This window comes from Streptomyces sp. JLBT605 (assembly GCF_058215555.1).
In genome coordinates this window covers 26,402-49,907 of the sequence record NZ_JBYZMT010000001.1, presented here as the reverse complement: position 1 = coordinate 49,907, position 23,506 = coordinate 26,402, and the positions used below count along the sequence as shown (strand labels likewise).

Sequence of the window (23,506 nt, the reverse complement as noted above, 5' to 3'; positions counted from 1 at the left end):
CGGCCTCACCCGCGTCGCGGCGTCGGCCCCGCCGGTCCTCCTCGACCGGCGGGGCCGACCGCGTCACGTCCCCGGGCGGGGGCGCCGCTCACACCTGGGATTCCGCCAGGATCCGCAGCGCCCGCTCCTTCAGTTCAGCATCGGCCCGGGCGGCGTTGCCGGCGTCGAACGGCGGCCGCGGATCGTATTCGACGCCCAGCTGGATCGCCTTCGCCGTGTCCTCTCCGGCGATCAGGGAAGCCAGATAGAGCGCCATGTCCAGCCCGGCGGAGACCCCCGCGGCGGTGATGACCTTCCCCGAACGCACATAGCGCTCGGGCAGGTAGGTGACGTCGTAGTGGGTCTGGAGATAGTCGGCGGAGGCCCAGTACGTGGTCGCCTGCCGGCCGTCGAGCAGCCCTGCCGCCGCGAGGACGAGCGAGCCGGTGCACACCGAGGTCGTCCACCGACTGCGCCGGTGGATCCGGCGGATCCAGCGCAGCAGCTCCTGGTTCTCCATCGCCGCGACCGTGCCGCGATTGCCCGCACCGGGTACGAGCAGGACGTCGAGGCGGTCGACGTCGGCGATGCACCGCTCGGCCATGACGGCCACGTCCCCGGTGTCGGTACGGACCGGGCCCCGCCGCTGGGCGACCATCGTCACCGTCGCGCCCGGCAGCCGGGAGAGCACCTCTGCGGGGCCGGTCGGGTCCAGCAGGCTGTAGCCGTCGTACAGCAGGATGCCGATGTCGAGGCTCGCGCCGGCCGGCGCGGCCCCGGTGTGGGCGGTCCCGGTCCGGGTGGCTCCGGCCTGACCGGTTCCAGCCGGCGCGGTTCCGGCCTGCGCGGCTCCGGTCTGGGCCGCGCCCACGGCACCGAACGCCGCCGTGGCAACGGTCCCGCGCAGCAGATTTCTGCGGGTCGTCGAATGCGTCATGGCACGGAAGTCTTCTGCGGCGTGGGCACGCGCGCCCGCGGCATGTCCGGCAACGCGCGAATCATGTCTCCGCTGAGCCCATAGTGCTCCAGGAACGCCCGTCGCAGGGTGTGCGGCGAGCCGAACCCGCAGCGCCGCGCGATCGCGGCCAGTGGCAACCGGCTTGAGCGCACCAGATGCGCTGCCGCTTCGGTACGTGCCGCCCGCACCGCCCGTGACGGAGTGGTGCCGAGGTGCGCGGCGAACAGGCGCGTCAGGTGCCGGGTGCTCACCCCCGCCCGCGCCGCCAGCGCGCCCGGGGTCAGGTCCTCGGCCAGATGACCGGCGATGTAGCCGGTGAGATCGAGCACCAGCCGGTCACCGGGCGGCGGGGCGGCGAGGAACATGCTGATCTGGGCCTGATCGGCGGGCCGGTGAAGGTACGACACCAGCTCCCGGGCCACCGCGCGGGCCAGCGTCGGCCCGTGGTCGTCCTCGATCAACGACAGCGTGAGGTCGAGCGCACTGGTGACGCCGGCCGAGGTGTAGACGTTCCCGTCGCGTATGCAGAGGGGCGCCACGTCGACGGCCACCTCCGGGTGCCGGGCGGCGAGCTGCTCCCCGTACCCCCAGTGGGTGGTCACCCGCCGACCGTCCAGCAGCCCGGCGGCGGCCAGCACATAGGTGCCGGTGCACACCGAGGCGACGCGCCGGCTGCGCGTCGCCAGCCGCCGGACCTGCCCCACCAGCCGCTCGTCCGCCGACGCCTCGGCGTACCCCACGCCACCGACGACGATCAGCGTGTCCAGCCGCCCCGTCACCGCCTCCAGCCCGCGCCCGGCACCGAGCACGATCCCGGCCGAGCTGCGGGCCGCGCGGCGGCCGAGGGTGCCCAGCTCGATGCCGTAGGGCGGGGTCGCGCCGTACCGGTTGGCGATGTCGAACGCGCCGCTGGGGCAGGCGATGTCGAGGATCTGCGCGTCGTCGTAGGCCACGATCAGTACGCGCCGCTGGTTGTCCATGCCAGCGATCCCACCACGCGCCGCCCGGGCCTCAACGTGTGGCGGTGGGCCTCAGCGCGTGGCGCGGCCGTGCAGCACCAGGGCCCACGCCAGGCAGCCGAACGCGCCGGTGGAGGTCACCGCACGGACGATGTTCCAGGTGATCCAGGTGGACTCGAAGCGCTCCCGCACGGCGGCGAGGTCGCCGATACGGTCCGGCCGGCCGGCGTCGGCCAGTTCGTCGTTGAGCGGGACGTTGACCGCCGCGGTGATGACGAACATCGCCAGGTACAACACGAGCGCGGCGACGACGAACGCGAAGACCGTGCGATCGCCCGTGGTCCACTGCGCGGCGGCGGCGAGCCCCAGCGCGACGACCGCCCCCAGGAAGCAGGTCATGAACCAGCCGTTGAGTATCGCCTTGTTGATCTGCTGCATCGCGGTGACGAACGTGCGGTCGTCACCGCGGCGCAGGCCGGGCATGACGGCGTAGGCGAAGGCGGCGAACAGGCCGGCCATCAGACCGGTGGTCACGGTGGCCACCAGCAGGGACGGGGTGGCGAGTGCTCTCATGTCATGCCCTCGTGTAGGTGACGATGCTGACGCCGGAGTCGAAGTCGCGGCGCGCGGTCGGCAGGAAGCCGGTCGGGGCGAAGGGGCCGTCGAACAGCGGGATGCCGCTGCCGATGACGACCGGGTTGCGCTTGATGATCAGTTCGTCGATCTCGTCGCGGAGCGCGGCGGCCAGCTTGCCGCCGCCGGCCAGCCAGATGCCCCTGCCATCCTGCTTCTTCAGGTCGCGCACGAGCGCGGCCGGGTCCTCGGCGACGATCTCCACCTTCGGGTCGGTGGAGGTCAGGGTGCGGGAGACGACGTACTGCCTCAGGTGGGCGTAGGGACTGGTGATCCCCGCCTTCAGGGCCGGCTCGTAGGTGGCGCGCCCCATGATCACGGTGTCGAAGTGCCGGTGCGGGGTGTCGGTCAGCCCGAGCGGGCCGCGGACGTGCACCGGCAAGGTCTCGGGGTACTCGGCGAGGATCGCCTCGCGGACCTCCCCCTCGAAGGGCAGGAAGTCGTAACCGCCGTCCGGGTCGGCGATGTAGCCGTCCAGGGTGGCGGCGACGTAGTAGGTGAGCTTGCGCATCCGGTCTCTCTTCCCTGCGACGACACGACACGACACGGCGGGGCCGAGGCGGGGCGGGGCCTGTCCGGCTCCGCGCGCCAAGCCGCCGCCTATATACTGCGCTTGAAGTGGTTTGACCGTAGTACTGCACTCGCAGTGGTGTCAATGTCTTTCTCTCAGGAGCTGCCGATGCGTCAGAACCCGGCCCGCCGCACCGCCTTGCTCGATGCCGCCATCGAGGTCCTCGCCCGCGAGGGCTCCCGAGGCCTGACCCTGCGCGCCGTCGACAAGGAAGCGGCCGTGCCCACCGGGACGGCGTCCAACTACTTCACCAACCGCGCCGACATGCTGGCCCAGGTCATGGGACGCACCCGCGAGCGGCTGACCCCCGATCCGGCCGAACTGGCCGCCACCATGGACACCGAGCCGACGCGTGAGCTGGTCAGGACCCTGATGCTGCAGCTCATCGACCGCATGCGCGGCGACCGCAGCAGCCACCTGGCCATGCTCGAACTGCGCCTGGAGGCCACCCGGCGGCCCGAACTCCACGCCGAGCTGAGCCGCTTCCTCACCGCCGAGCTCGACGCCAACATCGACTTCCACCTCAGCGGCGACCTGCCCGGCGACCGGACCGGGGTCTTCCTGCTCTACCTCGCCATGCTGGGGCTCATCGTCGACGACCTGACCGTCCCGGAACTCCTCACCCGGCACCGGCTCGACGCCCTCATCGACGCCATGGTCACGCGCCTCCTCCCGGCCGACGCCGGCTGACGAGGCCGGCCTCTCGCCAGACCGGAGGCGCTGTCTGGCGCCGGCCCGTCACCCGCTCGCCGCACCACCGGTGGCGGGCCCGCGAGGGCGCAGGTACTGATGGCGGTATGAAAGTAAATCCCATTGAAATGCAGAAAGCCCTCGGCGGCGTCGAATACCCCGCGCAGAAGAAAAAAATCGTTCAGGCGGCCGAGAAGCACAAGGCAGGGCGCGAAATCATGGACGCCCTGAAGAGCCTGCCGGACAAGGAGTACAAGAACCCCGCCGAAATCAGCAAGGAAGTGGGCGAGACCTGACCCGCCATCGGCGCCGAGCATTCCGTCGGTCTCCGAGACCTGCCTGGGGTCTCGGAGACCGACGTTTTGCGCGGCAGGGGTGGTGGTCGTCGGCAATGGCTCGCGCTGCCGCCCCTCCCGCCGCGCTGTACGCGAAAGAGCTGCGCGCCCGGTTCGGCGGCTTCGCCGAAGGTCTGCGCACGCCCTGCCCGCCCAGGCGGCCGATGCGGTGGGCCACGGTGTGGCGAATGACCCGTCTGGGCCGACCACCGGTCATCTGATCAGGTGGCTGCCGCCTCGCTTCGGCTGCACACCATGGTCGGGAACGGCTCGGCAGTGGCTCAATGACGCCCGGAGCCACGCAGCCGCGGGGGTGAGTCGTCGGCATGCTGACTGGGTGCTCGCGGAAGCGCTCGCGTACTCAGGAGGCTGTCTGTGTCCCTTCACGCCGATACCGCCGATTCCGGATACCCGACCGGCGTGTGGCTCATCGGGGCCCGCGGGTCCGTCGCGACGACAGCGATCGCGGGCTGCGCAGCCATGGCCGCCGGGCTGTACCCGGCGACCGGCCTGGTCACCGAGACACCGCCGTTCGCCGCGAGCCGGCTGCCCGCGCTGTCCTCGCTCGTCTTCGGCGGACACGACACCGGAAGCAGCCCGCTGCCCAAGCGCGCCGAGGAGCTGTCGGCCCAGGGAGTGCTGCCGCACGAGCTGTCCGCCGCGGTGCGCGGCGACCTCGCCGCCGCGGACGCCGAGATCCGGGCGGGCGGGCCGCTGCCCGGCGACTCCCGCGGCGACGAGGAGCTGATCGCCGCCTTCGCCGCCGACATCGAGGACTTCGCGGCGCGGCGCGGGACGGCCCGCGTCGTCGTGGTCAACGTCGCCTCCACCGAACCCACCCCCGCCCCGGACGACACCAGGCTGCCGGCCAGCTCGCTGTACGCCGCGGCCGCGCTGCGCGCCGGATGCCCGTACGTCAACTTCACCCCCTCGACCGGCCTGCACCACCCGGCCCTCGCCGAGCAGGCCGCCGACTGCGGGCTGCCGTACACCGGCCGGGACGGCAAGACCGGGCAGACCCTGCTGCGGGCCGTGCTCGCGCCGATGTTCCAGCAGCGGGCCCTGACGGTACGGGCCTGGTCCGGCACCAATCTGCTGGGCGGCGGTGATGGCGCGGCGCTCGCCGACCCGGCGGCCGCGGCCGCCAAGAACGCGGGCAAGAACCGGGTGCTCCAGGACACGCTCGGCACCCTCCCGGAGGGCGAGGTGCACATCGACGACGTCCCGGCGCTCGGGGACTGGAAGACCGCCTGGGACCACATCGCCTTCGAGGGCTTCCTCGGCACGCGGATGACACTCCAGACGACCTGGCAGGGCTGCGACTCCTCGCTCGCCGCGCCGCTGGTGCTGGACCTGGCGCGGCTGATGGCCCGCGCCCACCAGGCCGGGCTGACCGGCCCCCGCCCGGAGCTGGGCTTCTACTTCAAGGACCCGGACGGCGAATCGTCCGCCCTGGCAGAGCAGTACGAGGCCCTGCTCGGCTTCGCCGGCCGTCTGCGAGTGGGCCGATGAGGGGGCCGGAAGCCGACTCGGGCCCGGCGCCGGGCGCCGGGCCGAGCCCGGTTGCGGAGGCCGGGGGGCCGCATCGCTCGGGGCGCGCGCAGGGGGCAGCCCATCTGCGGGTCGTCGCGGGCGAAGCGCACACCCGGGCGGACACCGAGCCCGCACCCACACCCGCGCAGGCCGCAGGCCGCCCGCACCCGGCTCAGGATGCGGTGGGCGCGGCGCGTTCGCGGGCCGCCGGGCTGCGCGCCTGGGCCGAACTGCTGCGGGTCTCCGCACTCTTCACGGTGCCGGGCGACGCGCTCGCCGGTGCGGCCGCCGCCGGGCTGCGCCCGAACGGCCGTACCGGGCTCGCGCTCGGCGCCTCGCTCTGCCTCTACGAGGCCGGAATGGCGCTCAACGACTGGGCGGACCGGGACGAGGACGCGGTGCAGCGCCCGCACCGCCCGATCCCCTCCGGTCGGATCAGGCCGGGCGCGGCACTGGCGGCGAGCGCGGGCCTGACCGCGGCCGGGCTGGCGCTGGCGTACCGGGCGGGCCGCCCCGCGGGGCTGGTCGCCACCGCCCTCGCCGGCACGGTCTGGGCGTACGACCTGGGGCTGAAGCACACCAAGGCGGGCCCGGCGACGATGGCGGCGGCCCGCTCCCTGGACCTGCTCCTGGGCGCGGCGGCCACCGCGTCCGCCCGGCCGGACACGAGCGCGGCGCCGACGCCCGGATGGAGGCCGCGCCCCACCGCCACCTCGTCCGCCTGGCCAGAGACGAGCGCGGCGCCGACGCCCGGATGGAGGCCGCGCCCCACCGCCACCTCGTCCGCCTGGCCGGAGACGGGCACAACGCCGACGGCCGGACCGGGGCCGCGCGGCACGGCGGCCTCCTCTCCTTGGGCGGGCCTGCGCCGGGCGGCGGGCCCGGCCGTCGCGCTGGGCGGGCACACCTACGCGGTCACCTCGGTCTCGCGGCGCGAGACCGAGGGCGGCTCGGCCGTCGTCCCGCTGGCGGCGCTGGGCGTGACGGCCGCGCTGGGCGTCCTGACCAGCCGTCGCCGCGCGACCGGCGGCCACTTCGGGCAGCGGCCAGAACACCCACCCACCCGGCACACGCACCCGGCCGTCACCGCACTCCAGCCCCCGGCAGGTCGCAGGGCCGCAGCCTCCCTCGGCCTGCCGGGCTCCGCCCGGGACCTCGCGCAGACCGCATTCGCCGCCGGATACGTGGCCACCTCGGCCAAACCGCTGTTCCACGCCGTGCTCAACCCCTCGCCGCCGCTCACCCAGCGGGCCGTCGGCGGCGGCATCCGGGCGATGATCCCGCTCCAGGCCGCGCTCGCCGCGCGGGCCGGGGCCGGCCGGACCGCGATGGTGGTGGCGAGCCTCGTCCCGATCGCCCGCAAGCTGGCACGGAAGGTGAGCCCGACATGAGCACCAGGACGACCACCAGCACGGGCACCAGCGCCAGCACCAGCACGGGCACGGGTCTGCGGCTCGGCTACGGCACCAACGGCCTCACCGACCTCCGCCTCGACGACGCCCTCGCCCTCCTCGCCGACCTCGGCTACGACGGCGTCGGCCTGACGCTCGATCACATGCACCTGGACCCGATGGCGCCCGACCTGGCCGCCCGCACCCGCCAGGTGGCCGCGCGCCTGGAGCAGCTGGGGCTCGGCGTCACCGTCGAGACCGGGGCCCGCTATGTGCTCGACCCCCGGCGCAAGCACGGCCCCTCGCTGCTCGACCCGGACCCCGACGCACGGGCCGCCCGCGCCCGGCTGCTGGTCCGGGCCGTGCGGGTCGCCGCCGACCTGGGCGCGCACGCCGTGCACTGCTTCAGCGGCATCAGGCCCGACGGCACCGGCGAGGACACCGCCTGGCAGCGGCTGGGCGAGGCCCTCCAGCCGGTACTCGAGGCGGCGGACGCCGCCGGCGTGCCGCTCGCCGTCGAACCCGAGCCGGGCCATCTGCTGGCCACCCTCGCCGACTTCCACCGGCTGCGGAAGGAGCTCGGGGAGCCGGGCGTCCTCGGCCTCACCCTGGACATCGGCCACTGCCAGTGCCTGGAGCCGGAGCCACCGGCGGAGTGCGTACGCGCCGCGGCGCCCTGGCTGCGGCATGTCCAGATCGAGGACATGCGGCGCGGCGTCCACGAGCACCTCCCGTTCGGCGACGGCGAGATCGACTTCCCGCCCGTCCTGGAGGCCCTGGCCGCCACCGGCTATCAGGGGCTGACCGTCGTCGAACTGCCCCGCCACTCCCATGCCGGCCCGGACCTCGCCGCGCACTCGCTGCGGTTCCTGCGAAACGGAGGCACCCGGTGACCACCACCGACGGTACGACCGCGACCGCGGCGGTGACGACGGCGACGGCAGCCGAGACGACCACCACCGCAGTGGCAGCCAAGGCACCCGCCGCCGCGATGGCCGCGCTGCGCACCACACTCCAGGCCCGGCTGACGCCCGCCGCCCGGGCCTGGCTGGACCAGGCGCTGGCCTCCGCCGCGGAAGCGGCCGAGGCAGCGGCCGGGCCTCCCGCCGGGGCGGGCACCGCAGCAGCGGCGGCCAAGGCGGCCAAGACCGCCGCCAGAACGCCCCTGCCCGCCTGGGAGTTGCGCTTCGCGGAGGCCGGCCGGCACTGCGGCGGCGCCGAGGACGCGGCGGAAGACGCCCGCGTCCTGCTGCTGCACACCGCCCGCGCCCGGGCGGCCACCGTGGCCAGGCTCTACCACCAGGGCACCGCCGCCGAACGTCGAGCCGTGCTGCTCGCCCTCCCACAGCTGGGCATCGACCCCGCGCAGGGGCTGCCGCTCGTCGAGGACGCGCTGCGCGCCAACGACACCCGCCTGATCGCCGCCGCCGTCGGGCCGTACGCCGCCGAACACCTGACCCCGCACGCCTGGCGGCACGCCGTCCTCAAATGCCTGTTCACCGGGGTGCCCGTGGATACGATCGCCGCTCTGCCCGAGCGCGCCCGCGGCGACGCCGAGCTGGCCCGCATGCTCGGCGACTACGCGGAGGAGCGCACCGCCGCCGGCCGCCCCGTCCCCGACGACCTGCACCGCGTCCTCGCCGCGACCGCCACCGAGGCGAGACCTTCCGACGCGACCGCCACCGACGCGACAACACCCGCCGCCGACCGGACCGCAACCGCCAAGGCCTCAGCACCCGCCACGGACGCGACCACACCCGCAAAGGCCACAGCGGCCGCCACCGCCACCCACGCGACCGCACCAGCCACCGACGCGAAGATCACTGCCTGGCCCGCCGCCGAGGCGAAGGAGTCCTGAGTCCTGATGCGCATCTTCGACCCGCACATCCACATGACCTCCCGGACCACCGACGACTACGAGGCCATGTACGCCGCGGGCGTCCGCGCCGTCGTCGAACCGGCCTTCTGGCTGGGCCAGCCCCGCACCTCGCCCGCCTCCTTCCTCGACTACTTCGACGCGCTGCTGGGCTGGGAGCCGTTCCGGGCCGCGCAGTACGGGATCGTGCACCACTGCACCATCGCCCTGAACCCCAAGGAGGCGAACGACCCGCGCTGCACTCCCGTCCTCGACGAGCTGCCCCGCTACCTCGTCAAGGACTCCGTCGTCGCCGTCGGCGAGATCGGGTACGACTCGATGACCCCGGCCGAGGACGCCGCCCTGGCCGCCCAGCTTCAGCTCGCCGCCGACCACGGCCTGCCCGCGCTCGTCCACACCCCGCACCGGGACAAGCTCGCCGGGCTGCGCCGCACCATCGACGTGGTCGCCGAATCCGCGCTGCCGCTGGAGCGGGTGCTGCTGGACCACCTCAACGAGACCACGGTGAAGGAGGCCAAGGCGGCGGGCTGCTGGCTGGGCTTCTCGGTCTACCCGGACACCAAGATGGACGAGCACCGCATGGTCGCCGTCCTCAAGGACTACGGGCCGGAGAAAGTGCTGGTGAACTCCGCCGCCGACTGGGGCAGGAGCGATCCGCTGAAGACCCGCAAGGTCGGCGAGGCGATGCTGCGCGCCGGATTCACCGAGGACGACGTCGACCAGGTGCTGTGGCGCAACCCGGTCGCCTTCTACGGGCTCAGCGGCCGGCTCAACCTCGACCTGGCCGGGCACCTCGCCGAGCCGGCCGCCCTGCACGAGGGCAACTCCATCCTCCGCGGCGGAGAGTGAGGGGCTGGGCATGCGCTTCCGGCACCCGGACGGCACCGTCGTCCACCTCGCCTACTGCACCAACGTCCATCCGGCCGAAACCCTCGACGGGGTGCTCGCCCAGCTGCGCGACCACTGCGAGCCGGTGCGCCGGCGGCTGGGCCGCGACCGCCTGGGCATCGGCCTGTGGCTGGCCAGGGACGCCGCCCGCGCCCTGACCGCCGACCCGGCAGCGGTCCGCGTGCTGCGCCGCGAACTCGACCGGCGCGGCCTGGAGGTCGTCACCCTCAACGGCTTCCCCTACCAGGGATTCGGCGCCAGCGAAGTCAAGTACCGCGTCTACCGGCCGGACTGGACCGATCCGGAGCGGCTGCGGTACACCACCGACCTGGCCCACCTGCTCGCCCGGCTGCTCCCCGACGACGTCACCGAGGGCACCGTCTCCACCCTGCCGATCGCCTGGCGCACCCCCTTCGACGACACCCGGGCCGAGGCCGCCCGCGCCGCGCTGGCCACCCTCGCCGGGCGGCTCGACGCCCTGGAGGAGAGCAGCGGCCGCTCGATCCGCGTCGGCCTGGAACCGGAACCGGGCTGCACCGTCGAGACCACCGCCGACGCCATCGCGCCCCTCGGCTCCATCTCCCACCCCCGCATCGGCCTCTGCCTGGACACCTGCCACCTGGCCACCTCCTTCGAGGACCCCGACGCCGCGCTCGCCGCCCTGGACGCCGCCGGGGTGCCCATCGTGAAAGCCCAGCTGTCCGCGGCCCTGCACGCCGACGACCCCGGGCGGCCCGAGGTCCGCCAGGCGCTGGCCGCCTTCGACGAACCCCGCTTCCTGCACCAGACCCGCACCCTCACCCCCGGCGGGCTGCGCGGCACCGACGACCTCGGCGAAGCGCTGGCCGGCGGCGCCCTCCCGGACACCGGCCCCTGGCGCGCGCACTTCCACGTGCCGCTGCACGCCCCGCCCGCCGCGCCGCTCACCTCCACCCTGCCCGTCCTGAAGGACGCCCTCAGCGGCCTGGTCGAAGGCCCGGCCCCGCGCACCCGGCACCTGGAGGTCGAGACCTACACCTGGCAGGCGCTGCCGCCCGAGCTGCGCCCGCGCACCCCCGCCCAGCTGGCCGACGGCATCGCGGCCGAACTCGCCCTCGCCCGCGACCTGCTGACCGACCTGGGCCTCAAGGAGCTGCAATGACCGACGAGCCGACCGACGAGCCGACCGACGCCCCCACCCCCGGCCCGACCCCCCGCACCGCCCCCACCCCGCTGCTCGTCCTGGACGTCGTCGGCCTCACCCCCCGGCTGCTGGAGCACATGCCGCTCCTGCGCGGCCTGGGCCGGCAGGGGTCGCAGGCCACCTTGGGCACCGTGCTTCCCGCGGTGACCTGCGCCGCCCAGTCCACCTTCCTGACCGGCACCCCGCCCGCCGAGCACGGCATCGTCGGCAACGGCTGGTACTTCCGCGACCTGGGCGAAGTCCTGCTGTGGCGGCAGCACAACGGCCTGGTCCACGGCGACAAGCTGTGGGACGCCGCCCGCCGCGCTCACCCCGGCTACACCGTCGCCAACATCTGCTGGTGGTACGCGATGGGCGCGGACACCGACATCACCGTCACCCCCCGCCCGATCTACTACGCCGACGGCCGCAAGGAACCCGACTGCTACACCCGGCCCGCCCCTCTGCACGACGAACTCGAGCAGAAGCTCGGCACCTTCCCGCTCTTCCAGTTCTGGGGGCCGGGCGCCTCCCTCGCCTCCTCCCAATGGATCATCGACGCCACCCGGCACATCCTGCACACCCGCCACCCCGACCTGGCCCTGTGCTACCTGCCCCACCTCGACTACGACCTCCAGCGGTTCGGGCCCGACGACCCCCGATCCCACCGGGCCGCCGCCGAGCTCGACACCGCCCTCGCCCCCCTCCTCGCCGACGCCCGCCGCGCCGGCCGCACCGTCGTCGCCCTCTCCGAGTACGGCATCACCCGGGTGACCCGGCCGGTCGACATCAACCGGGCGCTGCGCCGGGCGGGCCTGCTGGAGGTGCACACCCAGGACGGCATGGAGTACCTCGACCCGATGGCCTCCCGGGCCTTCGCCGTCGCCGACCACCAGATCGCCCACGTCTACGTGCGCCGCCCCGAGGACCTGGCCGCCACCCGGCAGGCCCTGGCCGGCCTCGCGGGCATCGAAAGGCTCCTGGACGACGTGGGGAAGAAGGAGGCGGGTCTGGACCACCCGCGCTCCGGCGAGCTGGTCGCCGTCGCCGAGCCGGACGCCTGGTTCACGTACTACTACTGGCTGGACGACGCCCGCGCCCCCGACTTCGCCCAGCTGGTGGAGATCCACCGCAAGCCCGGCTACGACCCCGTCGAGCTGTTCATGGACCCCCACGACCCGTACGTCAGGCTCAAGGCGGCCGGGGCGCTCGCTCGCAAGAAGCTCGGAATGCGCTACCGGATGGCGGTCGTCCCGCTGGACCCCTCACCGGTCCGCGGCAGCCACGGCCGGCTCCCCGACGACCCGGCCGACGGCCCGCTCGTGCTGTGCTCCAAGCCCGGCGCCGTCACCGGTCATCTCCAGGCCACCGACGTGAAATCGTTCCTGCTCCGCCTCGCCGGTCTCGACGCCGGCCTCTCGCCCGCGGCCGCCGAATCCTGATACCCGACAGAGAAATACTCGAACCGCACTGCATTCCGGCTAAAGCAGCCATACATTTCCGCGACTTCATCCGTCGATTCCCTGGGGCAGCATCATCCGGCCCGGTGTTCAAGTGCCCTGCGCTGTCGGTTGAACGGTCCCGGGCCCTGGATACGGTTGAGCGTTCCGTCTGGTCACAGGCCACCACGCCGCCGCGGTAATCAACGACTTTTCGACTGTACGAGGAGATCGAACATGGCAAATGGCGCAATAATCGTCGGTGCCGGGCCGGTCGGCTTGATGCTCGCCGGTGAACTCCGGCTCGGCGGCGCGGACGTCGTCCTCTACGACAAACTCCCGGCGGCCAGCGGAGAAACACGGGGCCTGGGATTCACCGGTCGCACCGCCGAAGTACTCGACCAGCGCGGGCTGCTTTCCCGGATCGGCGAGTTCAGGTGGGGAAAGCAGGGCCACTACGGCGGTGTGCGCATCGACTTCGACGCGCTGGAGGAAAGCCACTACGGGGTCATGGGCCTGGCCCAGTACCGCACCGAGGAGGCGCTGCTGAGCTGGGTGACCGAGCTCGGCGTCCCCATCCGCCGCGGCTACGAGGTGACCGGATACCGCGAGACCGACGACGGCGTCACCATCGAGTTCAACGGGCCCGACGGCCCGGGTGAGGACACCGCCGCCTACCTTGTCGGCTGCGACGGCGCCCGCTCCACCATCCGCCGGCTGGCCGGCATCGACTTCCCCGGCCTGGAGGCCACCCGCGGCATGTACCTGGCCGATGTCGTCGGCGCCGACCTGCGCATGCGGCCCATCGGCGAGCGGATCCCCGGCGGCGGCATGGTGCTCTCCGTCAGCCTGGGCGGCGGCGTCGACCGCATCGTCATCCACGAGCCGGGCGTGCGCCCGCACCACGGCGAGGGCGAGCTGCAGTTCAACGAGGTCGCCGACGCCTGGCAGCGGATGACCGGGGAGTCCATCCACCACGCCAAGGCCACCTGGATGGCCGCCCTCACCAACGCCACCGGCCAGGCCACCGACTACCGGCGCGGCCGGGTGTTCCTCGCCGGCGACGCCGCGCACGACCACGCCCCGCTGGGCGCGCAGGGCGTGAGCGTGGGCATCCAGGACGCGGTCAACCTCGGCTGGAAGCTGGCCGCGGTGCTCAACGGCTGGGCGCCCGAGGGCCTGCTCGACACCTACCACGCCGAGCGTCACCCGATCGGCGAGCGGCTGCTGCGCGACACCCTCGCGCAGTCCCTGCTCTACCTGAGCGGGGCGGAGATGGACCCGCTGCGCGACCTGATGCGCGAGCTGGTGCGGATCCCGGACGCCGCGCGCCACCTGGCCGGGCTGGTCAGCGGCCTGGACAACCGCTACGACGTGGGCGCCGAGGGCCACCCGCTGCTGGGCCTTAGGCTGTCGCCCGCCCGCGAGATCCAGCTGGAGGACGGCACCACCACCCGGGTCGCCGAACTGCTGCACGGCGGCCGCGGCGTGCTCATCGCCCCGCACGCCGGCCACCAGGTGCGCGAGCGGGCCGCCGGCTGGTCCGACCGCGTCGACCTCGTCTTCGGCGCCTGGGTCGCACAGGACAACGACGACGACAAGGACGGGCTGCACGCCGTGCTGGTGCGCCCCGACGGCCACATCGTGTGGGCCGCGCCGGACGGCGGCGACCTCGAGGACGCGCTCAAGCGCTGGTTCGGCGAGCCCGCGGCCGCGGCCTGAGCCACTCAGCGCCCACAGCCGCCGCGCCGACCGAGGTGGCGCGGTCACCGGACAGCACACGGTGACCGCGCCACCCGTGTGCTCCCCCGCACACCCGAGACCCCACCCGTGAGACGCCACCCCCCGTGAAACGCCCCCCCGTGAGGCTCCACCCCCTGAGACTCCACCCCCGTGAGAAAGGGAATCTCCGTCATGACCATCCTCGTCACCGGCAGCCGCGGCAAAGTCGGCTCCCTCCTCGTCGAGATCCTGCACGAGAAGGGGATCGCGGTCCGGGCCGGTTCCGCCGACCCCGAGAAGCTGACCCTGCCCGCCGGCGTCGAGACCGTGAAGCTGGCCCTGGACAACCCCGCCGACTTCCCGGCCGCCCTCGCCGGGGTCACGCAGGTCTTCCTCTACTGCGAGCCCGCGGGCATCGACGCGTTCGTCGAGCAGGCGCAGGCCGCCGGCGTCGAGCACGTCGTGATCATGTCCGCCGACGCCGTACTGCGCCCCAGCACCGCCGACGGCCCGATCGCCGCCCCCCACCTGGTGGTCGAGAAGGCGCTGGAGGCGTCCTCCATCACCGCCACCCCGCTGAACTGCGGCGCCCTGGCGAGCAACGCCATGCCGTGGTCCTGGTCCCTCAAGGGCCGGGGCGCGGTCGCCCTGCCCTACCCCGACAGCCACGCCGACCCGATCAACGAGCGGGACGTCGCCGAGGCCGCCCTCGCGGTCCTCACCGAGCCCGGGCTGCGCGGCCGGTCGTACCACCTCACCGGGCCGGAGTCCCTCAGCTTCGCCGAGCAGGTCGCGGTCATCGAGGCGGCCGTTGGCCGGCCCATCCCGATCGAGAAGGTGACGCCGGAGGCATGGCGGGCCAACAAGCCCGCCTTCATGCCCGGAGACATCGCGGACGCGCTGCTCGAACTGTGGGCGGCCTCCACCGTGCCGGTTCCCCTCACCCCCCACGTCGAGGAGCTGACCGGCCACCCGGCGCGCCCCTTCACCGAGTGGGCCCAGGCGCACGCGGGCGCCTTCCGCGGCTAGCCGCGGAAGCCCACCACCCGCAGTCAGCACCGAGCAACCCACACATCGGCGAAGAGATGGGGACCTGCCCACATGTCCATGGACAGACGGAAGATGATCGCCCTGGGAGCCGGCGGCGCCGTGTTCGCCACCACCAGCGGCACCGCCACCGCTGACCCCCACCACGAGCCCCACCGCACCGGCGGCGGCCGGAAGGCGGAGATCCCGACCGACGCCGAACTGGCCCGGTCCCTGTCCGGCGACTTCAGCAGCCGCTACGCGCTCGTGAACGGCGTGCGGCTGCACTACGTGACCGGCGGCGAAGGCGATCCGCTGATCCTGCTGCCCGGCTGGCCACAGACCTGGTGGTGCTACCGCAAGGTGATGCCGGCGCTCGCCGAGCACTACCGCGTGATCGCCGTCGACCTGCGCGGCATGGGCGGCTCCGACAAGCCCCAGGGCGGCTACGACAAGAAGACGATGGCCGCCGACATCCACGGCCTCGTCCGCTCCCTGGGCCACAGCACGGCGAACATCGTCGGGCACGACATGGGCGCGAAGGTGGCGTACAGCTACGCCGTCAACCACGCCGAGGCGACGCGCAAGGTCGCGCTGCTGGACATCCTCCACCCCGACGAGACCTTCTACGACGTCCCGATGCTCCAGCGGCCCGGCGCCGGCTTCAACCTGTGGTGGTGGGCGTTCAACCAGGTGCAGGGGCTGCCCGAGCAGCTGGTCGTCGGCCGGGCGCGGCACATCGTCGACTGGTTCTACGCCAACACCCTCCGCGACCAGTCCTGGGCCAGTGAACTCGACCGCGAGGTCCACGCCCGCCCGTACAACACCGCGGAGGGCGTCCGGGCCGCCAACTCCTGGTACCAGGCCTGGCACCAGGACATCCAGGACATGAAGACCTACGGCAAGGTGACCGTGCCGCTGCTGGGGCTGTCCTCGGAGACCAGCGACCACATCTTCCAGCAGCTGCTGCCCGGTCAGGCCGCCGATGCGCGGATCGTGAAGCTGGACGGCACCATCCACTACCTCCCCGAGGAAGCACCCGAGCGGGTCACCGAGGAACTGCTCAAATTCTTCGCCTGATCATCGGGGCCGCGTCATCACCGGCCGCGCAGTTCTCCGGCAATTCCGCCTCCGTAAAAACCGATGGAGTCGAATCGATGGAGTCGAATCCGATGGAGTCCGCCGCGGTGGCCCATGACTTTCCGATGATCGGACATCTATCTGCACGAGGAGTGCGAACATGGCAAAGGGCGTAATAATCGTCGGTGCCGGGCCGGTCGGACTGATGCTCGCCGGAGAACTCCGGCTCGGCGGTGTGGACGTCGCCGTCTACGAGAAGCTGCCCGCACCCAGCGGCGAATCCCGGGGCGTCGGTTTCACCAGGCGTGCGGCCGAAGTGTTCGACCAGCGCGGACTGCTCAGCCGGTTCGGCGACGTCGAATGGGCGCAGGGTCACTTCGGCGGCGTCCGCATCGACTTCAGCAAGCTTGCGGACAACCACTTCAGCGTCCGCGGCGTGCCGCAGTTCCGGTCCGAGGAGATCCTGGAGGGCTGGCTGACCGAGCTCGGGGTGACCGTGCACCGCGAGCACGAGGTGACCGGCTTCCGCGAGACCGACGACGGCGTGGTCGTCGAGTTCACCGGGCCCGACGGCCCCGGCGAGGAGACCGCCTCCTACCTCGTCGGCTGCGACGGCGCGCGCAGCATCGTCCGCAAGCTGGCCGGTATCGACTTCCCCGGCTGGGAAGCCACCCGCGGGATGTACATGGCCGACCTCGTCGGCGCCGACGTCCGGCAGCGGCCCATCGGCGAACGCGTGCCCGGCGGCATGGTGATGGCGTTCAACCTGGAGAACGGCGTCGACCGGATCGTCATCCACGACGAGTCCCTGCGCCCGCACGAGGACAAGAACAGCCTGACGTTCACCGAGATCGCCGACGCCTGGCAGCGCATGACGGGGGAGTCCCTCCACGACGCGGAGGTCCGCTGGATCAGCGCCTTCACCGACACCACCCGCCAGGCCGCCCAGTACCGGCGCGGCCGGATCTTCCTGGTCGGGGACGCCACCCACATCCACATGCCCGCCGGCGCCCAGGGCATGAGCGTGGGCGTGCAGGACGCGGCGAACCTCGGCTGGAAGCTGGCCGCGGCGGTCAACGGCTGGGCACCCGAGGGCCTGCTCGACACCTTCGAGTCCGAGCGGCACCCGGTGGGGGAGCGGCTGATGCGCAACACCCGGGCGCAGACCCGGCTCTACCTCAGCGGGGACGAGATGGAGCCGCTGCGCAGCGTGATGCGCGAGCTGGTGCGGATTCCGGACGTCGCGCAGCACCTGGCCGGCCTGGTCAGCGGCCTGGACATCCGCTACGAGGTGGGCGAAGGCAGCCACCCGCTGCTGGGCCTGCGACTCTCCCCCGACCGCGAACTGGTGCTGGAGGGCGGCGCCAAGACCCGGGTCGCCGAACTGCTGCACCAGGCCCGCGGCGTGCTCATCGCCACAGGTGAGGCGCTGTGGGTGCGGGAGCAGGCCGCCGCGTGGTCGGACCGGGTGGACGTCGTCACCGGCTCCTGGGTCACCGAGGACGGCGACAGCGCACACGACACCCCGGACGCGGTGCTGCTGCGGCCGGACGGCCATGTCGCCTGGGCCGCGCCGGATGGCGGTAACTTGCCCACCGCGCTGGAGGCTTGGTTTGGTGCGGCTCGAGCGACGGTAGAGAACTCAGGCGCCGGATCGACCGCGTCCGTATCGTGAGCGGTCGCTCCCGGCGCCACCCGCTACCAAGGGCGTCGGAGCGAAGTCGGTGATCCCTGATCAGAAGTGGCCCCGGGCCCGGCTGACCACCGGGTGGTGACACCCGAGCCGGGCCCGGCCGCCTACCCACGCGGTCGCGGCCCGTGGCAGGGGCTTCACGCACCAACGGTTCCTCTGCCGTCCCCAGCCGGAGGACCCAGCCGCACGTCCAAGGAGCGTATGTGAGTCGTGGCAAGACGATCGGCGGCCCGTCCCCCGTCCCGCCCGCCGACGGCCCCCGGGCCGCGACGTCCGGCACCTCGCCCGGCCGAACAGGGCAGATACCCGTCCGCGACGGCCTGCTCCGCCCCGACCTGGCACGGCTGCCCTCACTGACCGGCCTGCGCTTCCCCGCGGCCCTCCTGGTCTTCCTCAACCACACCGGGCTGCCCATGCCCGACCTGCGCCTGCTGGAGGACAACGAGGCCGCCCTCGACTGGTTCGACATCACCGCCAACGCCGGCTCCCTGGGCGTCACCTTCTTCTTCGTCCTCAGCGGCTTCGTACTGACCTGGTCGGCCCGGCCCAAGGACACCCCGACGGCCTTCTGGCGCCGCCGGATCGTCAAGATCTACCCGAACTACGTCCTCACCTGGGCGCTGGCCATGGTGCTGTTCGCCTCCGCGTACACACCCACCCGCACCGCCATCGCCAACCTGCTGATGGTCCACGTCTGGGTGCCCAAGGCCGACGTCTTCGGCAGCGTCGACACCCCCAGCTGGTCACTTGGCTGCGAGCTGATCTTCTACGCGTCCTTCCCGCTGCTGCTCCAGCTCTTCCGGCGCATCCGGCCCGAGCACCTGAAGTACTGGATCGCCTCGGTGACCGCCGCGATCATCGCGACCCCGCTGGCCATCTACGCGCTGTGCTCGGAGACGCCCTACTTCCCCGGCGGCGCCGAGCTCGGGGCGAAGGTGTCCGAGACGCAGTACTGGCTCGACTACACCTTCCCGCCGGCCCGCCTGCTGGACTTCGCGCTCGGCATCCTGGTGGCGCTCGCCGTGATGAAGGGCCGCTGGTTCGACATCGGCATGCTCTGGTCCGGCGCGCTCCTGGTGGGCTCCTACATCCTCGCCTCGCACGTGCCGTTCCTGTACTCCCAGCGCTCGGTGACCGCGATCCCCATCATCCTGCTGATCGCGGCCGCCGCCACGGCGGACGTACAGAATCGTTTCTCGCCCTTCCGCGGCCGCACCATGATCTGGCTCGGCGAGATCTCGTTCGCCTTCTACCTGGTGCACTACATCGTGCTGGCCTACGGGCGGAAACTCCTCGGCGACGAGCTCTACTCCACGCCCCAGACCATCGGCCTCCTCGCCGTCATGTTCGCCGTCAGCGTGCTCGCCTCCTGGGCCATGTACGCCCTGGTCGAACACCCCATCACCCGCCGCTGGTCCACCTCCCGGCGCGCCCGCGCCCTGAAGAACCAGCAGGCCCCGGCGGACCGGCCCGCCGTGCCCTGAGGTGTGGCAACGGTCACGTCCCCCCAACTCCTGTCGCCCACCGGTCACATTCGCTCGCCCCGATCCGTCATAGCGGTGACGGACGGCCCCAGCCGGTTGCGGCGAGGAGCGCAAGCCCCCGGGCTTGAGCGTCCCTGTTCAACATCCCGATAGATCCTTAGAGGAGAGCAATCATGAGTCGGTTGACCCACCCCGCCTTCGCCGTTCCGGGTGCCATGGACGCGCTGGTGGCTCTGGGCAAGGCCTCCAAGGAGGCCGGTGTGCCGGTGCAGCTGCTGGAGCTCCTCCACCTGCGCGCCAGCCAGATCAACGGTGACGGCGCCAACGTCGACCGCCACCCCCGGCTCGCCAAGGCCGCCGGTGAGACCTCGGACGCGCGCCTGCTGGCGGTCGCCTCCTGGCGGAACACCCCCTACTTCACCGACGCCGAGCGTGCCGCCCTGGCCCTGACCGAGGCGGTCACCCTGATCGCCCACGAGACCGACCCGGTCTCGGACGAGATCTGGGACGAGGCCAAGAAGCACTTCAAGGACCAGGAGCTCGCGGCCATCCTGCTCTCGATCGCCACGGTCAACCTCTGGAACCGCCTGCACGTCGCCATCAAGCAGCAGGCGGACCCCAACGCCTGAGCCACCAGCTGACCAGCACCAGCTGACGGACGGACGGCCGACGGGCGGCCCGGTCACCACATCGGTGACCGGGCCGCCCGTCGTTCCATGGCGGCGGACATTGTGCTGTACCCCCTGATCCTCGCCAGGGATACCGTGCTGAATGCGACCACAGAACGGAGTTCAGATGCCTGAGCACGTCGGCACCCCGGTCCCTTTGACCTTCGGACAGCGTGTCCGGCGGGCGCGCGAGAGTGCTGGTCTCACACGGCCCGTCCTGGGGGGATTGGTCGGCCGATCATCGGAGTGGGTCAAGGCTCTTGAGGTGGGCCGCCTCCAGGTCCCCCGGCTACCACTCCTGCTCCACCTGGCCGATGCCCTCGGAGTCGAGGATCTGGCGGAGCTGACCGGCGATGAACTGCTGTCAGCAGCCACCTACAGCAAGGCCGCGCACGACGCATTGCCCGCGGTGAAGGCCGCGCTGACGACCTACCACTTTGCCGGCAACGAGGAGCCGGCGAGCGCTGATGAGCTGGCTGCCCGCGTACGGCAGCTGTGGCAGCTATGGCACGGAGTGGGCAATCACCGTACGAACGTCGCCACCCTGCTTCCGGGTCTGCTCATCGACTGCCAGTACGCCGCGCGCGCCTTGGAGGGTACGGACCGTCGCCGCGCATTGGTGGCGCTTGCCGAGACCTACCACTTGGCTCAGCTCTACCTTGCCTTCCAGCCTGCGCCAGAACTGGTGATGCTGACCGGCGACCGGTCGATGACGGCTGCCCAGGACGCTGACAACCCGCACGCCATCGCCGTTGCGGCCTGGTACATGAACCATGTGTTTCGAGACACCGGAGAGCGGCATGAGGCGCGTGTCGATCTCGCCATGAAGGCCGCCCACCTCCTTAGTCCGGAGCGCGGTCCAGATGACCTCGCACACTGGGGACTCCTGCATCTGGCAGCCGCCCTCTCCTACGCCAAGGTGGGCCGCCGCGGCGATGCCGAACGGTACTGGGACCGCGCCGACGAAGCCGCGCGCCGCCTCGGCGACGACTACACGCACCCATGGCTGATCTTCGGGCGTGGCATGGTCGACGCCTACGCGATCACCATGAACGCTGACCTCGTACGCTCCAGGGCGGCTGTCGACGTTGCCACGCACATCGACCTCGCGCCCATGCCTTCGGCGACGCGCCGCAGCTTTCACCTCATGGAGTCCGCACGCGCCTATCGCCTCCAAGGCGAGAATGTAGCCGTCGTGCACCTGCTGAAGAAGGCGTACGAGGCCTCACCTGAGACCGTGCGGTTCAACCTGTTCGCCCGCCCGACAGTGGCCGAACTCGCGACCGGCGACAACTCGATCATCCGAGAGGACGCGCGCCAACTGGCACAGCGGCTCGGTGTACCCGCCTGACAGGTACACCCTGTCCCTCTCCTCAAAGGGGGAGCGTCCATACCCCTCGTGGGGCGCTGCTGCTCCTAGCGTCGATGGCAACTCAGGACCCCGGCGACCGCTGACACGGCCCCGGGGCATGGCCAACGCTGACCAGGAGCGTCGACATGCACAACTTTCTCACGCGCTTACTCGTGTGGGTGACACAACCTCTCGCCCCTCTACGGCGGCAGCGGCGGGTGCTGTTGCTGGCGTTGCACGGAGTCGATATCAGGCCGCGAGTTCTCCACGGTGTGGGGGTGGCGCGGTGAGCGGTGGCGCGTCGTCGGCTCAGCGCGAGACAGCTCCCCGGATGACCCTGCACGTCTACTGTGCCACGCGCGACGGCATCGTGACTGAGGACCTGGGCACGGTGCACGTACGGGTGGGGGAGAACATCGACCCCGGCGGCCTGAGCATGGTGTTTCCGCCATGTCTGTGTCCGCGCTGCCGTGACCGGAACGCACCGGAGCGGGGCGCCTGACTGTCCGCCCCGCTGGACAGAGCGGCGGGCAGATGCGAACCAGGCCGCATAGACCCCCGACCCGGAGTGCCATAGGAAGGACGGACAGCGATCCGGGACGGGTGCACCACTCAGCTGAAGAGAGGAGTACGACGTGAGGCACATGCAGTTCCTCGCCGCCGCCGACGGCGGACAACACGGCGGAGGCGAAGGGGACGGAGGCGACGGACACCCTGGCCAGCCCTGGACGCCGCCCCCGCCGCCGCCCCCTGACGGTGAAATGCCGCCCGGCGATGGGACCCACCGCAAGTGACGCTCAGCATTGACCAGGACGGCCGCGCCGGTGACGAGCTGGCGCGGTCCCTCCTCGAGACCGGAGCCCTGACGCCTGAGTGGGCGGAGACGTTCAGGGCCGTACCGCGAACGCTGTTCCTGCCGGATCTCGTCTGGTCTCATGACATGGCCACCGGCCGCAGCGTGCCCGTCTCCCGGAACGACGACCCCGAAGCGTGGGAACGGGCCGCATACGCGAACGTCCCTCTCGTCACCCAGTACGACGACGGCCACCACACCGGCACAGAGCCGGGGACCGTGCCGACCAGTTCGGCGAGCATGCCGTCAGTCGTGGCGGCCATGCTGCGCGACCTGGAGGTATGCGACGGGATGCGGGTGCTTGAAGTCGGCACCGGCACGGGTTGGAACGCCGGACTCCTCGCCCACCGGTTGGGCAGCGGGAACGTGGTCAGCGTCGAGATCGACGCGGCGGTGACGGAGCGGGCCCGAGGCGCGTTGAAGCGCGCCGGACTCAGCCCCGAGATCGTCCACGGGGATGGCGGGGACGGCTGGCCGGAGGGGGCACCGTATGACCGCCTAGTCGTCACGGCGGGGGTGCGCGCCGTTCCGGCACGCTGGCTGGAGCAGACGCGGCCGGGCGGGATGATCCTCGCCCCCTGGGGCACCTACTACAGCGACCAGGACGCACTGATCCGGCTGACCGTGCGGAAGGACGGCAGCGCGTCGGGGACGTTCCTCCGCATGCTCGAATTCATGAAGTTGCGCGACCAGCGCTTGGACTGGAACCGGTTCCGGGAGCACGTGCCGGCGTTCCCCGGCGACGCCGAGGTGTCCCGTACATCGCTGGCTCTGACGGACCTCGGGGACCGCTACGAGCCCGCGCGGTTCGCGTTGGGGCTGCGCGTGACCGACTGCGCCCACGTCGTCAACCAGTCGGACGCGGAGACCGGGAAGGCGTGGTTCTTCGACCTGGCGAGCCGGTCATGGGCAGCCGCCGACTTCCGCAGTGGCGAGCCGGACGCCACGGTCTACCAGTCGGGACCGCGTCGGCTGTGGGACGAGGTAGAGGCGGCACACCGATGGTGGGTCAGCCGTGGCAGGCCGGATCCCACCCGGTTCGGTCTCACCGTCACACCGGAGGAGACGCGGGCTTGGCTGGACGATCCGGCAGACGCCTGGACCGTGTGAGAGTCAGGGGAGAGCCCCCGAAGCCATGCTCCGGGGGCTCTCCCCTGGTGTCTGACCGACCGGCCCACCCGGAATGAGGGCCGCACCGGGGACACACAGAGGCGT

General features: G+C 72.2%; 20 protein-coding genes and 2 pseudogenes. 18 read left to right on the top strand and 4 right to left on the bottom strand.

Features of this window, described 5'->3' with window-relative positions; genetic code table 11:
- Window positions 1-88: 88 nt before the first annotated feature.
- Genes AC4BDD_RS31590 through AC4BDD_RS31575 form a run of 4 tightly spaced genes read right to left on the bottom strand, consistent with a single transcriptional unit; the run spans window position 89 to window position 3,040 of the window.
- Complete coding sequence (locus tag AC4BDD_RS31590) at window positions 89-916, bottom strand: DJ-1/PfpI family protein (RefSeq protein ID WP_490692060.1); 828 nt, start codon at window positions 914-916, stop codon at window positions 89-91.
- Window positions 913-1,917 (bottom strand): GlxA family transcriptional regulator, encoded by a 1,005-nt coding sequence (locus tag AC4BDD_RS31585; protein WP_490692059.1) that lies wholly within the window; start codon window positions 1,915-1,917, stop codon window positions 913-915. The genes AC4BDD_RS31590 and AC4BDD_RS31585 overlap by 4 nt, the downstream gene beginning before the upstream one ends.
- Window positions 1,918-1,968: 51 nt before the next feature.
- On the bottom strand, window positions 1,969-2,469 hold the full coding sequence (locus tag AC4BDD_RS31580; RefSeq protein ID WP_490692058.1) for an anthrone oxygenase family protein: 501 nt from the start codon (window positions 2,467-2,469) through the stop codon (window positions 1,969-1,971).
- A 1-nt stretch (window position 2,470) separates the two neighbouring features.
- Window positions 2,471-3,040, bottom strand: a complete 570-nt coding sequence (locus tag AC4BDD_RS31575; RefSeq protein ID WP_490692057.1) for a dihydrofolate reductase family protein — start codon at window positions 3,038-3,040, stop codon at window positions 2,471-2,473.
- 168 nt (window positions 3,041-3,208) lie between these two features.
- On the opposite strand from AC4BDD_RS31575, the gene AC4BDD_RS31570 reads away from it, so the two are divergent.
- The 18 genes and pseudogenes from AC4BDD_RS31570 to AC4BDD_RS31485 all read left to right on the top strand — a co-directional run bounded on the left by AC4BDD_RS31570 (window position 3,209) and on the right by AC4BDD_RS31485 (window position 23,401).
- Window positions 3,209-3,790 carry a TetR/AcrR family transcriptional regulator gene (locus AC4BDD_RS31570; RefSeq protein ID WP_490692056.1) on the top strand — a complete coding sequence of 194 codons (582 nt, stop codon included), beginning with the start codon at window positions 3,209-3,211 and terminating at the stop codon, window positions 3,788-3,790.
- A 107-nt stretch (window positions 3,791-3,897) separates the two neighbouring features.
- Entirely contained in the window at window positions 3,898-4,086 is a 189-nt protein-coding gene (locus AC4BDD_RS31565) for a DUF2795 domain-containing protein (protein ID WP_490692055.1), read from the top strand.
- A gap of 131 nt (window positions 4,087-4,217) precedes the next feature.
- Window positions 4,218-4,346 (top strand): annotated as a pseudogene (locus AC4BDD_RS31560) (glycosyltransferase family 2 protein); the annotation flags it as partial.
- 154 nt (window positions 4,347-4,500) lie between these two features.
- Window positions 4,501-5,637, top strand: a complete 1,137-nt coding sequence (locus AC4BDD_RS31555) for an inositol-3-phosphate synthase (RefSeq protein WP_490692054.1) — start codon at window positions 4,501-4,503, stop codon at window positions 5,635-5,637.
- A 203-nt stretch (window positions 5,638-5,840) separates the two neighbouring features.
- A complete protein-coding gene (locus tag AC4BDD_RS31550; protein WP_490692053.1) occupies window positions 5,841-7,049 on the top strand; it encodes an SCO3242 family prenyltransferase in 1,209 nt (402 codons plus the stop codon).
- On the top strand, window positions 7,046-7,942 hold the full coding sequence (locus tag AC4BDD_RS31545) for a sugar phosphate isomerase/epimerase family protein (protein WP_490692052.1): 897 nt from the start codon (window positions 7,046-7,048) through the stop codon (window positions 7,940-7,942). Before AC4BDD_RS31550 ends, AC4BDD_RS31545 begins: the two co-directional genes overlap by 4 nt.
- Before the next feature lie 98 nt (window positions 7,943-8,040).
- A pseudogene (locus tag AC4BDD_RS31540) lies at window positions 8,041-8,745 on the top strand (EboA domain-containing protein); the annotation flags it as partial.
- A gap of 168 nt (window positions 8,746-8,913) precedes the next feature.
- Window positions 8,914-9,774: a TatD family hydrolase gene (locus AC4BDD_RS31535; protein ID WP_490692051.1), complete on the top strand. Its 861-nt coding sequence runs from the start codon at window positions 8,914-8,916 to the stop codon at window positions 9,772-9,774.
- A gap of 10 nt (window positions 9,775-9,784) precedes the next feature.
- The gene (gene eboE, locus AC4BDD_RS31530; RefSeq protein ID WP_490692050.1) at window positions 9,785-10,954 is read left to right on the top strand and encodes a metabolite traffic protein EboE; all 1,170 of its coding nucleotides are present in this window, start codon (window positions 9,785-9,787) and stop codon (window positions 10,952-10,954) included.
- Window positions 10,951-12,417: an alkaline phosphatase family protein gene (locus AC4BDD_RS31525; protein ID WP_490692049.1), complete on the top strand. Its 1,467-nt coding sequence runs from the start codon at window positions 10,951-10,953 to the stop codon at window positions 12,415-12,417. The genes eboE and AC4BDD_RS31525 overlap by 4 nt, the downstream gene beginning before the upstream one ends.
- Window positions 12,418-12,651: 234 nt before the next feature.
- On the top strand, window positions 12,652-14,136 hold the full coding sequence (locus AC4BDD_RS31520; protein WP_490692048.1) for an FAD-dependent monooxygenase: 1,485 nt from the start codon (window positions 12,652-12,654) through the stop codon (window positions 14,134-14,136).
- Window positions 14,137-14,328: 192 nt separating this feature from the next.
- Window positions 14,329-15,165: an NAD(P)H-binding protein gene (locus AC4BDD_RS31515; protein ID WP_490692047.1), complete on the top strand. Its 837-nt coding sequence runs from the start codon at window positions 14,329-14,331 to the stop codon at window positions 15,163-15,165.
- Window positions 15,166-15,237: 72 nt separating this feature from the next.
- Complete coding sequence (locus tag AC4BDD_RS31510) at window positions 15,238-16,242, top strand: alpha/beta fold hydrolase (protein WP_490692046.1); 1,005 nt, start codon at window positions 15,238-15,240, stop codon at window positions 16,240-16,242.
- A 160-nt stretch (window positions 16,243-16,402) separates the two neighbouring features.
- Window positions 16,403-17,917 carry an FAD-dependent monooxygenase gene (locus AC4BDD_RS31505; protein ID WP_490692045.1) on the top strand — a complete coding sequence of 505 codons (1,515 nt, stop codon included), beginning with the start codon at window positions 16,403-16,405 and terminating at the stop codon, window positions 17,915-17,917.
- 221 nt (window positions 17,918-18,138) lie between these two features.
- Window positions 18,139-19,419, top strand: a complete 1,281-nt coding sequence (locus AC4BDD_RS31500; RefSeq protein WP_490692044.1) for an acyltransferase family protein — start codon at window positions 18,139-18,141, stop codon at window positions 19,417-19,419.
- Between the two features lie 170 nt (window positions 19,420-19,589).
- A complete protein-coding gene (locus AC4BDD_RS31495; RefSeq protein ID WP_490692140.1) occupies window positions 19,590-20,048 on the top strand; it encodes a carboxymuconolactone decarboxylase family protein in 459 nt (152 codons plus the stop codon).
- A gap of 166 nt (window positions 20,049-20,214) precedes the next feature.
- Window positions 20,215-21,438: a helix-turn-helix domain-containing protein gene (locus AC4BDD_RS31490; protein ID WP_490692043.1), complete on the top strand. Its 1,224-nt coding sequence runs from the start codon at window positions 20,215-20,217 to the stop codon at window positions 21,436-21,438.
- A gap of 790 nt (window positions 21,439-22,228) precedes the next feature.
- The gene (locus AC4BDD_RS31485) at window positions 22,229-23,401 is read left to right on the top strand and encodes a methyltransferase domain-containing protein (RefSeq protein WP_490692042.1); all 1,173 of its coding nucleotides are present in this window, start codon (window positions 22,229-22,231) and stop codon (window positions 23,399-23,401) included.
- Window positions 23,402-23,506 lie beyond the last annotated feature (105 nt).